The organism is Bradyrhizobium betae (assembly GCF_008932115.1).
GTDB classification, from domain to species: domain Bacteria; phylum Pseudomonadota; class Alphaproteobacteria; order Rhizobiales; family Xanthobacteraceae; genus Bradyrhizobium; species Bradyrhizobium betae.
In genome coordinates this window covers 5,074,929-5,086,675 of the sequence record NZ_CP044543.1, presented here as the reverse complement: position 1 = coordinate 5,086,675, position 11,747 = coordinate 5,074,929, and the positions used below count along the sequence as shown (strand labels likewise).

General features: G+C 63.7%; 13 protein-coding genes. 1 reads left to right on the top strand and 12 read right to left on the bottom strand.

The annotated features are described in order from the left end of the window. Positions 1–278: 278 nt before the first annotated feature. The 8 genes from F8237_RS24390 to F8237_RS24355 form a co-directional block, all read right to left on the bottom strand. Positions 279–1,202, bottom strand: coding sequence for a polyphosphate kinase 2 family protein (locus F8237_RS24390; protein WP_151648643.1), 924 nt, complete (start codon positions 1,200–1,202; stop codon positions 279–281). After that, positions 1,162–2,181: a branched-chain amino acid ABC transporter permease gene (locus F8237_RS24385; RefSeq protein WP_151648641.1), complete on the bottom strand. Its 1,020-nt coding sequence runs from the start codon at positions 2,179–2,181 to the stop codon at positions 1,162–1,164. The genes F8237_RS24390 and F8237_RS24385 overlap by 41 nt, the downstream gene beginning before the upstream one ends. Continuing rightward, positions 2,178–3,059, bottom strand: coding sequence for a branched-chain amino acid ABC transporter permease (locus F8237_RS24380; RefSeq protein WP_151648639.1), 882 nt, complete (start codon positions 3,057–3,059; stop codon positions 2,178–2,180). Before F8237_RS24380 ends, F8237_RS24385 begins: the two co-directional genes overlap by 4 nt. A 5-nt stretch (positions 3,060–3,064) precedes the next feature. Beyond that, positions 3,065–3,769, bottom strand: coding sequence for an ABC transporter ATP-binding protein (locus F8237_RS24375; RefSeq protein ID WP_151648637.1), 705 nt, complete (start codon positions 3,767–3,769; stop codon positions 3,065–3,067). Beyond that, complete coding sequence (locus F8237_RS24370) at positions 3,769–4,539, bottom strand: ABC transporter ATP-binding protein (protein ID WP_151648635.1); 771 nt, start codon at positions 4,537–4,539, stop codon at positions 3,769–3,771. The genes F8237_RS24375 and F8237_RS24370 overlap by 1 nt, the downstream gene beginning before the upstream one ends. Positions 4,540–4,554: 15 nt before the next feature. Continuing rightward, positions 4,555–5,865, bottom strand: coding sequence for an ABC transporter substrate-binding protein (locus tag F8237_RS24365; RefSeq protein ID WP_151648633.1), 1,311 nt, complete (start codon positions 5,863–5,865; stop codon positions 4,555–4,557). 94 nt (positions 5,866–5,959) lie between these two features. Then, a complete protein-coding gene (locus tag F8237_RS24360; RefSeq protein WP_151648631.1) occupies positions 5,960–6,664 on the bottom strand; it encodes an NUDIX hydrolase in 705 nt (234 codons plus the stop codon). 29 nt (positions 6,665–6,693) lie between these two features. Continuing rightward, positions 6,694–7,719, bottom strand: coding sequence for an ABC transporter substrate-binding protein (locus tag F8237_RS24355; protein ID WP_162006200.1), 1,026 nt, complete (start codon positions 7,717–7,719; stop codon positions 6,694–6,696). A gap of 137 nt (positions 7,720–7,856) precedes the next feature. Here F8237_RS24355 and F8237_RS24350 point away from each other — a divergent pair, with 137 nt between their 5' ends. Next, on the top strand, positions 7,857–8,306 hold the full coding sequence (locus F8237_RS24350; protein WP_151648629.1) for a cupin domain-containing protein: 450 nt from the start codon (positions 7,857–7,859) through the stop codon (positions 8,304–8,306). A gap of 73 nt (positions 8,307–8,379) precedes the next feature. Here F8237_RS24350 and F8237_RS24345 read toward each other — a convergent pair whose 3' ends face one another. The 4 genes from F8237_RS24345 to F8237_RS24330 are packed head-to-tail and all read right to left on the bottom strand — an operon-like array spanning position 8,380 to position 11,724. Continuing rightward, positions 8,380–9,153, bottom strand: a complete 774-nt coding sequence (locus F8237_RS24345) for an anti-sigma factor family protein (protein ID WP_151648627.1) — start codon at positions 9,151–9,153, stop codon at positions 8,380–8,382. Next, positions 9,150–9,668 (bottom strand): sigma-70 family RNA polymerase sigma factor, encoded by a 519-nt coding sequence (locus F8237_RS24340; protein WP_151648626.1) that lies wholly within the window; start codon positions 9,666–9,668, stop codon positions 9,150–9,152. Before F8237_RS24340 ends, F8237_RS24345 begins: the two co-directional genes overlap by 4 nt. 40 nt (positions 9,669–9,708) lie before the next feature. After that, positions 9,709–11,178, bottom strand: coding sequence for a YncE family protein (locus tag F8237_RS24335; protein WP_151648624.1), 1,470 nt, complete (start codon positions 11,176–11,178; stop codon positions 9,709–9,711). Positions 11,179–11,187: 9 nt separating this feature from the next. Next, a complete protein-coding gene (locus F8237_RS24330; RefSeq protein WP_162006199.1) occupies positions 11,188–11,724 on the bottom strand; it encodes a DUF305 domain-containing protein in 537 nt (178 codons plus the stop codon). Positions 11,725–11,747 lie beyond the last annotated feature (23 nt).

The window sequence follows — 11,747 nt, the reverse complement described above, 5'->3', positions numbered from 1 at the left end:
GCTTGCGCTGAAGTCGTAGGGTGGGCAAAACGAAAGCGTGCCCACCAATCTCATCCCCGGAAAAGCGGTGGGCACGGCGCTAACGCGCCTTTGCCCACCCTACGGGATTCGAGACCTGGCCGCTCCTGAGGGCCACCAGTCGATGATGGCACCATACCCCTGTTTTGCCCGACGAGTCAAACAGAATTTCAAAAATCCGAAATTCCGTCCGCGATAGCAGCCAAGCCCTTGATTTCATTATCACCGGCTACTGTGCATGGGGTTGTTTTCGCTTTTGTTCATTTTGCCCGCTTCGTCCCCTCCTCCTTTTCCAGCGCCTTGCGGATTTCCTTGAACTCTTCCAGCGAGGACTTGTCGGCGCGGGGGAAGCGCAGGTCGAGCTTGTCGAGCGCCGCGACGATCGCAGAGCCGATCACCACACGCGCGAACCATTTGTGATCGGCGGGCACGACATACCAGGGCGCATGGGACGTCGCGGTGTGGCGGACGATGTCCTGATAGACCGCCTGGTAGCGCGGCCACAGCGCGCGCTCCTTGATGTCGCCCATGGAGAACTTCCATTGCTTGGCAGGAACCTCCAGCCGTTCGAGAAAGCGCCGCCGCTGTTCCTCCCTGGAGACGTTGAGGAAGAACTTCAGGACGATGGTCCCGTTGCGCGCCAGGTAACGCTCGAAAGCCGTGATGTCCTCGAATCGCTCCCGCCAGATGTTCTTGGTGATGAGCTTGGGCGGCAGCTGCTCCTTGGCAAGGATGTCCGGATGCACGCGCGTGACCAGGCATTCCTCATAGTGCGAGCGATTGAAGATGCCGATATGGCCGCGCGCGGGCAGCGCAACCACGTGACGCCAGAGAAAGTCATGATCGAGCTCGTGGCTGGTCGGCTGCTTGAACGCATGGACGTCGCAGCCTTGCGGATTGATGCCATCGAAGATCGCCTTGATGGCGCTGTCCTTGCCGGCGGCATCCATGCCCTGGAAGATCAGCAGCAGCGACCAGCGGTCCTGGGCATAGAGTTTCTCCTGGAAATCGGCGAGGCATCCCTTGTTGGCGTCGAGTATGTCCTGCGCCTTCTCCTTGTCGAGGTCGCCCTTCGCATTGGTCTTGTGCTCTTTCAGGTGGAACTTGCCGGATCCATCGTAGCGGAACGGCGTGATGTAGCGGTCAAGTTCCTGGGCGAGCGATTTGGACGGCTTCTTGCTCATGAGTGCGGGGCACCTTGCGTTGCGGCTTCAGTCGGTCGAGCAAGCTACCAAGGATACCCTTGGGAAGGAATATGATGAAAAGGACCAGCAGCACGCCGTAGACGAGGTTGTCCCAGCCGACCGCCCTGGTGCCGAAGCCGATCCGCAGGGTTTCCGCCAGCAGGATGGTGATGACGGCGCCGAAGGTCGGGCCGAGCGACACGAACAGGCCGCCGACGATCGCAGCGAACACCATCTGGAGCGACACCGCGATCCCGCTGACCGTGTCGGGCGTGATGAACATCTGGTACTGGCAATAGACCGCGCCCGCCAGCGCCGTCATCACCGCGCTGAGCAGCGTGATCTTCAGCTTCTCCGCCGTGACATCGACGCCAGCGGCGGCCGCGGCGTCCTCGTCCTCCGAGATCGCCTCCAGCGCGTAGCGCGCCATGCTGCGATCGACCCAGTGCCAGACCACGATGCCAAGCAGCCAGACCCCGAGCGCGATCAGGTACCAGGTGATCTTGTCGTCGAATTGCAGCGCCAGCAGCTTGTTCCCCGAGGCGCGGTTCGGCGTATAGCCGAGCGAGCCGCCCGTGTAGTCGCGCGTCGCCGTGATGACCTGGAGCACGATGCCGGACAGCGCCAGCGTCACCAGCACGAAATAATGCCCGGTGATGCGAAAGCGGAAGCAGGGATAACCGACGATCAGCGCCAGCACGCCGGCCGCGACCATGCCGATGGGAATGCCGATCCAGGGCGACCAGCCGAGATGATTCCACAGCAGCGCGGTGACGTAGGCGCCGATCCCCATGAAGCCGCCATGGCCGAGCGAGACCAGGCCGAACCGCCCCATCATCGACCACGACGTATAGGCGAACGACCAGATCAGGATCAGCACCAGCATGTGCAGATGATAGGGATCGCGGTAGACGAACGGCAGCGCAACCAGCGCCGCCAGCCCCACCGCCCAAGCTGCAAGCCGCCCCTGCCCCTTCATCGCCGCCTCGCAAGCAGGCCCGCGGGCCGGATGAACATCATGACGATGAAGAAGGCGAAGGCCAGCACATAGCCCCATTCGAGATCGGAGAACAGGCCGCCGAGCGAGATGATCTCGGCAAAGACGAAGGCGGCGATGAAGCCGCCGATGAAATTGCCCAAGCCCCCGAGCACGCAGATCAGGAAGGTGATCGGTCCGAACGACAGGCCGACGAAGGGATGCACGTCGTATTGCAGCACGAGCAGGCAGGCGGCGAGCCCGGCCAGCCCACCGCCGATCGCGGAGGTGATGAGATAGATGCGCCTGGTGTCGACGCCCATCAGCGCCATGATCTGCCGGTCCTGCGAGATGGCGCGGATCGCGGTGCCGGTGAAGGTGCGCGTCATGAACAGGTAGACGGCGACCATGCCGACCAGCGCCGCCAGGAACGACAACAGCCGCGCGTAACTGAAATTCATCTCGCCGAAGGCGAGCACCGGCAGGCGGATGCCGAGATTGCGAAAGTCGATGCCGAAGGCGACGGTGGCAAAGCTCTGGAGCACGAACAGCACGCCGCCCGTCGCAAGCAGCTGGTTGATCGGCGGAGCGGTGAGCAGCGGTGCGATCACGAGATAGTGCAGCGCCGCGCCGAGGATCGCGATCAGCAGAATCGTGAGTGGCGCGGCGACGAAATAGCTGATGCCGTAATACTGCACCAGGAAATACATGGCGTACATGCCGATCATCACGAGCTCGGCGTAGCAGATCCAGGTCACGTCGATGACGCCGAAGATCAGGTTCAGTCCGAGCGCAAGCAGCGCCAGCACCCCGCCGAGCAGGATGCCGTTGATCACGGCCTCCAGCAGGTAGATGTCGAATATGTCCAGGATCGCCTGCATGAACCTCACACCCCGAGATACGCTTCCTTGACCGTGTCGCTCGCCAGCATCTCGGCCGACGTGCCGGACGCCCTGATCGTGCCGGCCTCGATCAGATAGGCGCGGTCGACCACCTTCAGCACCTGCTGCACGTTCTGCTCCACGATCAGCACGGTGAGGCCTCTGGCGCGAATCCGCTTCACCAGTTCGAACACCTGCTGCACCACGACCGGCGCAAGTCCGGCCGACGGCTCGTCGAGCAGCAGGAGTTTCGGATTGGACATCAGCGCGCGGCCGATCGCGCACATCTGCTGCTCGCCGCCGGACATGGTACCGGCCATCTGGTGGCGGCGCTCCTTCAGGCGCGGAAACAGGTCGAACACGACGTCCAGCCGCTCCGCGTAGTGGCCGCGCGCCTCCTTCATGAAGGCGCCCATCTTGAGATTGTCGTCGACCGAGAGCTGCGGAAACAGCCGCCGGTTCTCCGGCACATGCGCGATGCCGAGACTGACGATCTTGTGCGGCGGCGTCGCCACGACGTCGACGCCCTCCATCAGGATCGACCCGCGCGAGGGCCGGATCAGGCCGGAAATGACACGCATCAAGGTGGTCTTGCCGGCGCCATTGGGACCGATGACGCCGACGGCTTCGCCTGCCCTGACGTCGAGACTGACGTCGAACAGCGCCTGAAACGTGCCATAGCCGGCATTGACGCCGCGGAGCTCCAGCATCACTGCACTCCCGCGCGACGCCGCGCTGCGGCCGCGGCGGCCTGCGTGGTCTCGGCATCGGTGCCGAGATAGACCTCGATCACGCGCGGATCGCCCGCGACCGCGCTCGGCAATCCCTCCGAGATCTTCTCGCCGTGATCGAGCACCATGACGCGATCGACCACGCGCATCAGCACGCCCATGATGTGCTCGACCCAGATGATGGTGATGCCGAGCTCGTCGCGAATGTTGCGCAGCATGTCGGCGGCCTGCCCCATCTCGGCCTCGTCGAGTCCGCCGAGGCTTTCGTCGGCGAGCAGCAGCTTCGGCGCTGTGGCGAGCGCCTTGGCGAGTTCGAGCTTCTTCAGTCCGGCGGCACCCAGCCCATCGACGCTGGCATGGCGATCGGTCGGCAGGCCCACCATCGCCAGCGACCGTTCGGCCGCCTCCTCGGCCCTGGCGCGGCTGTGGCGGCCCTGGCCGTAGAAGCCGGCGAGCGCGACATTCTCGAAGATAGTCAGACGGCGGAACGGCCGCGGAATCTGGAAAGTACGTCCGACACCGCTGTTGATGATCCGGTGCGGCGCAAGACCTGCGATCTCACGTCCGTCAAACAGGATCGAGCCTGCGGTCGGCGCCAGCGTGCCGGAGAGCATGTTGAAGATCGTGCTCTTGCCCGAGCCGTTGGGACCGATCAGGCCGAGGATCTCGCCCTGATCGACTTTGAACGACACGCTGTTGACGGCGGTGAAGCCCCCGAAGCGCTTCACCAGCCCGCTGACTTCCAGCACCGCCGCTCTCCGCCGCTACTGGTTGCTGTAGGTGGTGCCCTTCGGCAGCGGCAGCATGGCCTCGCGCTGCGCCTGACTCTTGGGCCACACCACGGAGGACTTGTCGTCGATGTACTGGATCACGACCGGGAATGACCGCTCGTTCTGCCCGGCCATCGGCGTGCCCTCACCGTAGAATTTGACGCCGAAGCCAAGCATGGTGCCGCCTTCGGGGATGTCGGTGTCGAGCGCAGCCTTGCGCAGCGCATCGGGATCGACGCCGCCATACTTCTTGATTGCGCGCGGCAGCACGTCGGCCATGAACACATAGGTGTTGGACGCCCCGATACCGACATGGGCCGAGCGGATGGCGACGCCCGGCCTGATCTTGTCGAACTCCTCGCCGACCATCTTGATCACCGGCGGCAGCTTCGGATCCATGGTCTTCTGGTTGGCGAGCCAGATCGAGATCGGGTCGGTGTTGAAGATGTAGGTGGCGTCAGCGCCCATGCCCTCCTTCAGCTTCTCATAAACGCCGTAGCCCGCGCCATGCCCCATCAGCGCGCCGAACTTGAGGCCTTGCTCGCGGGCCTGGCGCAGCAGCAGCGTGATGTCAGGGTTGTAGCCGGTGTGGAAAATGACATCGGGTTTTGCGCGCTTCAGCTTGGTCACCAGCGCCGACAGATCCGGCGCGGTGGCCGAATAGCCTTCCTTCATCACGACATTGAAGCCGGCCTTCTTCGCCCCGGCCTCGTTGCCCCTGGAGACGTCGACGCCATAGGCGCCGTCCTCGTGGATGATCGCGACGCGCAGATCCTTCGGCTCCTTGTCGAACTTCGCCTTGGCGTTCTGCGCGATGAAATCCATCGTCATCATGCCGAACTGGTCGCCGCTCGCCTGCGGGCGGAAGACGTATTTGTAGCCCTTGTCGTTGAACACGGCCGACGAGATGCAGGTCGTCATCCACATGAACTTCTTGAGCTGCTCAACGCGGGCGGCCACCGGAACGCATTGTGCCGAAGAGAAGAAGCCGAGCACCATGTCGACCTTCTCCTGCTCGAGCAAGCGAACGGATTCGTTGATGGCGATGTCGGGCTTGCTCTGCGCGTCGGCGTAGACCGCTTCGATCTTGTAGCCCTCGACGCCGGTCTTGGCGAAATGGTCGAGGATGATTTTTGCGCCGATATAGCCGAGCTCAGAGCCGCCGCCCGCGAGAGGCCCGGTCAGGTCGAAAACAACGCCGATCTTGATCTTCTTCTCCTGAGCCTCGGCCGAAGCCATCAAGCCCGTCGCGGCAAGCGCGACCAACAGCCCACGTACCAAGCGGGCAGCCATGCGCAGACGCATCAAAACCTCCCTGGACGATTGTGCATTGCATTCTTTTTGCTTTTGCTTTTCGCCCATCACATGGGCTGAGCGCAGCGATGTCAAGCCTCGCGCGTCAGCGCGACGCGAACTGCTGCTCGATAAAGGCCGTGACAAATCGCGGCATGGTCGGCGTGAGATCGCTCATCCCGCGCACGAGATAAATGGCCGACAGCTCGGGCTCGGCCTCGCGCGCGAGATTGGTCTCGATCCGGGCACGGGCGGCTTCGCCGGGCATATCCAGGTTGAGGACCTGCATCATTGCAATCGACGGGCCGGTGACGACACAGTGCCAGTCAGGCTCGGCCACGTAGTCGACCGAAGTCAATCCGGTCTCCTCGGCGAGCTCGCGCACGACGCTGCCGGGAATGTCGAGCACGCCGTCCCTGACATCATCGAGGTCGGGCGTGCCGGAAGGAAAATAGATCCGCCCGGCAGTGGCGGTGTGCTGCGCCATCTCGCCCATGATGAACGCGCCGTCGGAGGCACGCAACGCGCCCATGCCGAAGCCGTTGAACACCGCCTTGTCGGGAAAGCCCCAATCGCGCCAGGCGAGAAAGCTCGCAAAATCCGTCTCGAAATAGGTCGCGGTGAAACGCCCGCTGCTGAACACGGGATCACGCCCAAGCAGGATGCGGCCGTTCCAGAGCTTCGGCCGCTCGCGCTGCTTCTCGGCGAAATGCGCGGCGATCTCGGCGCGCCGCTCCTCGGCGAACGGCCACGCCATCGGGCGCACCGCAAAATCAAGCGTCGTGACGCGATGGATGACAGGTGACGTCATGGCGCCCGTTGCCCCCGCATTCGCGTCGGCTATTTGGCGCTCCCGGTGGTCTTCTTGGCCTGCTCGACGTACTTGTTGGTAAAGGTCTTGCTGACGTCGATCTTGGCGTTGGCCACCTCCGGCGAGCCGACGCTGAACACCGCGAGCACGGCATCCGCGCCCTTCGGGTCCATCTTGCCGGTCTCGGAGAACATCGGGATCGTGTTCTTCAGCGCAGCGAGATAGAGATCCTTGTTCTTGCCGACCGTCTCCTCCGGCATCTTCGCCATGATCTCCTCGGGCGAGTGCGAGTGAATCCAGGCGAGCGTGGCAAGGATCGCGTCAGTGAGCGCCTGCGTCTCCTTCTCGTGCTTGGCAACCCATGCCGCGGTCGAATACAGCGCGCCGCCCGGATATTCGCCGCCGAACGTCTCGAGCGTGTCCTTCTGGGTGCGGGTGTCGCTGAGGATGCGCAAATCCTTGTGGCTGCCCTGGAGCACGGTGACCGAGGGATCGAGCATCACGGCCGCATCGATCTGGCCCTGCTCCATCGCGGCGACCGCCGTGGCACCCAAGCCGACGCCGATCACGGCGGTGCCGGCGGGATCGAGCCCGTTCTTCTTCAGCTGGTACTTGAGGAAGAAATCGGTCGAGGAGCCGGGCGCACTGACGCCGACCTTCTTGCCAGCGAGATCCTTGATCGATTTGATTTCGCTGGTGTGCGCGGGCGAGACCACCAGCACGAGGCCGGGATAGCGGTCATAGACCACGAAGGCCTGAAGCTCCTGCTTCTTGGCGGCGAGATTGACGCAATGGTCGAAATAGCCGGAGACCACGTCGGCGCTGCCGCCGAGCACGGCCTTCAGCGCGTCCGAGCCGCCCTTGAGGTCCACCAGCTCGACATTGAGGCCGGCCTTGTCGTATTCGCCGAGCTGCTTGGCCAGCACCGTCGGCAGATAGCACAGGCAGGAGCCGCCGCCGATTGCAATCGTGACCTTGCTTTGCGCCGCGGCAAATCCGGTGGTGAGCGTCAGCGCAATCAGCGCGCCGGCGAGCCTGGCAATCGTGTTCTTCATTGGTTTCCTCCGTTCGGCTGGCGGCACCATAGAGCAGCCGGACCGGCTTGAGAAGCGCTGCCTAAATGCACTGGTCATCGGCCTTTCGGCGCAATAGCATGAGCCCACAACAACAATTCTTGATGGGGAGAACATCCATGAATCGCCTTGCAATCGGGCTGTCGATCGCCGCCGCCTTTGCCGCCGGATGCGGCGCCAACCAGCTGCTCCGGCCGGCCCTCGCCGCCGAGAACGTCACGGCGCAGCTCATCCACACCGGCGAGATGGAGGGCGATGCGCTCGGGCCCGCCAACAACGTCGGCTATCGCTCGAAAATGTTCGCGAGCGCCGACGGCGCCACCATCTCGATCCAGGTCGGCAACGTGCCCAAGCACATGCATCCCAACACCAACGAGATCCAGTACATCCTCGACGGAACCGGCACGATCTGGCTCGGCGACAAGGAAGTGGCGGTGAAACCGGGCGACCTCGTCATCATCCCGAAGGGCACCCCGCATGGCGGCACCAAGCCGATCAGCGGCCAGGTCAAGGCCATCGCGATCAAGACGCCGCCGCAGGCACCGGATGATACCAAGCTGCTGGATTGAGACTCACTGCGTCAAGGCGGGGCGAGCGTTCGGGCTCGCGCCGCTGCGCGGGCCCGCTTGGTGAATTCCGGCGCTAGATCGGGCGCGCCTGCTTCCGGATTTCGTTTGCGATCGGCTTGAGGGTCTCCCCCGGAAGCTGGCCGACGAGCGTGTAACCCATGCCGCCATCCGCCCACACGAAGCCCGCGACATCGCCGGTCGATTGCGGCATCATCGGCGTATCCAGATTGCGGTTGCTCATCGGACGCGTCAGCACGACGAGGCGGTCGCCGCGATCGTCGTCGTACATGAACATCGCGGCCGGGCCATGGGACGTCGCAACCAGGCGCCCCCCCATCAGCCTGTAGCCCGAGACAGAGAGATCGGGCACCTTCACCGGCTGTTTCAGCCGGCTGGAGACCCATCGTGTGAGCTCCGCACTCTCGGAGGCGCGTATCTCGACCGGCCGCACGCGGTCCGGTGCGTAGACGCCATAGGAATAGGCCGCCTCCTGCGCCAGCGCAGAGAGTCCGTTCGAGCCTTCCTGCAACACGCTGCGCATGGTCCACCCGCCGAGACCGCCGATACCGAGGAGCAACATCGCAGCGATCGCTCCCCACGTTCGCAGGGGACGCCGTTTTCGGCTCTCGATGATGTGCGACAAGTTCAATTCTGCCGGCAACGGCTCATTGGCAATCGACGCAAGCGCGCCGCGCAACTGCTCACGCTGGGCAACGAAGCCCGCAACACGCGCGGCGGCATCCGGATGATCGTCCAGATAGGATGCGACCTCCGCGCGACGCTCCGGCTCGAGGGCCTGGTCCACATAGGCGTGGAGATCATCCTCGGTGATCGTCCGCTGATTCATTTCACACTCCGCAAAGCCACGACATTTCCCGCCGCAACGCCGTCCATCTCCTGCTGCAGTCTCTCCCGCGCACGCGACAGGCGCGACATCACGGTCCCGATCGGGATGTTCAGCACCTCCGCGGCATCCGCGTAAGAGAGATCCTCGACTGCGACCAGCAACAACACCGCCCGCTGCTCCTCCGGGAGTTTCGCAAGCTTGCCCAGGACGTCCTGGTAGATCAGCCTGTGCTCCTGCTCCGCCGCGCTGACAAGCTCCTGGTCGCCTGCATCGTCGATCGGCATATGCCTGCCCCGCGTTGCCGCCTGGCGAAATTGAGTGACCGCCAGGTTGTGAAGGATGGCGAACAGCCAGGCGCGCACGCTGCCGTCGCGCCGCTGGTGCCAGCGGCTGACGGCGCGCTCCAGGCAATCCTGAACCAGATCGTCGGCGGCCGCGCGTTCGCGCATGAGCGCGCGCGCATAGCGGCGAAGCGCGGGGATCAGCGGCTCGACCTGAACCAGCATGTCCTTCATGAAGCGCTCCGCCACCTCTCCATTGCCGTTCGAACCGCCGTCATTGAGCCTCGATCTGGACCGCCTCGCCCGGCATCGCCGCGTCGCCGGACGCTATCACCAGATAGCGCCTTGCAGCTGCGGCAGACTGGTCGACGATCTGCCGGATCGGACCAGCCGCGTTGACGATAGCGGATCCGGCCGGGTTCGTCATGAAGGCTGCCAGCGGCTGCAACGGGCCGCTCCCGTCACTGCGTTCCGCAAACGCCAACACATATTTCTGCTTGGGCTGAAGTCCCGTCACCGAAGCCTGCAAGATCTGGATCAGGCCCTGATCGAACAGTGAGACGCTGGTCGGCGTCTTGCCGAGCTTTGTGCCGTCTTTCGACGCGAGCGCCAGATGAGCGACCTGGCCGGCCACGCCGAGCACCTGCAGGTTCTGGCGGTCATCCGGGTCAGGCGCAGCATTCGGAACATAGACGATCGCCTGCGGCGCCTGGCCGATCGGAACGTTCCCGATCACCTTGTTGGTCGCCGTATCGATCGCCGCAAGCGCGTCGGCGTTTTCCAGCCCCACATAGATGCGGGTGCCGTCACCGGACGGCCACACGCCGTGCGGCAGATTGCCGACGGGGATCGTGGCGACCTGCGAGAAGTCGTCGGTGCGGAACACCTTCACCTCGTTCAGACCACCGATGGTGACATAGGCGAATGTTCCCTTGGCGGTGTGCGCGAAGTTGACGTGATTGGTAATCGGCCCGGTGTCGATCGTCCTGATCGCGTTGAACGGAGGTCTCGCGTTGAACACCTGTGTCCGGCCGACGTCCTTCAGTGTGAACCACACCTGGTTTCCATCCGGCGTCGCCGCGATGTTCGGACAGAACGGGCTCTCCTGCTTCACAGTGGCGATGATCCTGTGCTCGGCCACCGAGACGACGTCGGTCTCGGGATTGAAGGACGAGCAGATGTAGCCGTACTTGCCGTCGGGCGAGAAAATCTGCATGCCCGGGCCGTTCGGCGTCGTGATGCGGGTTGTCTCCTTGAAGCTGATCGGGTCGATGACGGAAATGTAGTTTTCGCCGCGGACGGTGACCCAGACCTCCTTGCCATCAGGTGTAAAGAACGCCTCGTGTGGCGACCGCCCGACATAGGTCACGTGCTTGACCGCGTTGGTTGCGGTGTCGATGAAGCTCACCGAATTCGAGCCTATCGAGACGACGGCGAGCGTCTTGTGATCGGGCGAGAACCCCATGCCGTGGACGAGCACCTGGCCCTTGTAGAGCGGGCTGAAATTGCCGGGCTGCGGGTCGCCAAGCCGGATCACGCCAAGCAGCTTGTTGTCGACGGGGTCGGTGACCGAAACCGTATTCGAGAACTGCTCCGCCGCGTAGACGCGATCGTGATGACTGATCGGAATGTCGAGGGCGGACAGCGCGCCCGGCGCCTGTCCTGCCCATGCGGCCGAACCCGTCGCCAGCATCGTGGCCGCCAGGAAAATGCTCTTCATCGTATGGCTTCGTAACGTGGTCATCTGCGGCTCCTACTTCTTCATTCCAGGGGACATGTCCATCTGCATTCCCTGATGATGATGAACGGTTGCGATGGGAACGGATTGCGGCTGGGTCGGAGCAGGCGTGGTGTCGGTCGCCGGCTCGCCGATGGCGAGCTTCATGGCGGCGATCTCCTGCATCTGGTCGACGATGATTTCCTGGGCGATGCGGCGCAGTTGCTCGTTCTTGCCGTATCGCAACTCGATCACCGCCATGTCGATGGCGCCCTGATGATGCGGGCTCATCATCGCGACAAAGTCGCGATCGATGTCACCGGTCGGCTTGGCCGCCATGTCGTTCATCATCCTGGTCATGGCGGCATCGTTCTCTTGCAGGAAGACGCTCTCCTCGGAACTGAGCGCAACCGGCGGAGCGACCGGATGAGATTCATGTGCGAATACAAGTGGAGGAAGTGCGAATGCGACGAGAACCCGCGCGCAGATCAGCGCCGTGCCGAGGCCAGGCCTCGGGCATCGACATCTGCCTGCGAGCGCCGCTACCGCGCGGCGAAACTGTGAGGGGGGCATCCTGAACTCCCATGCAGGTGGTT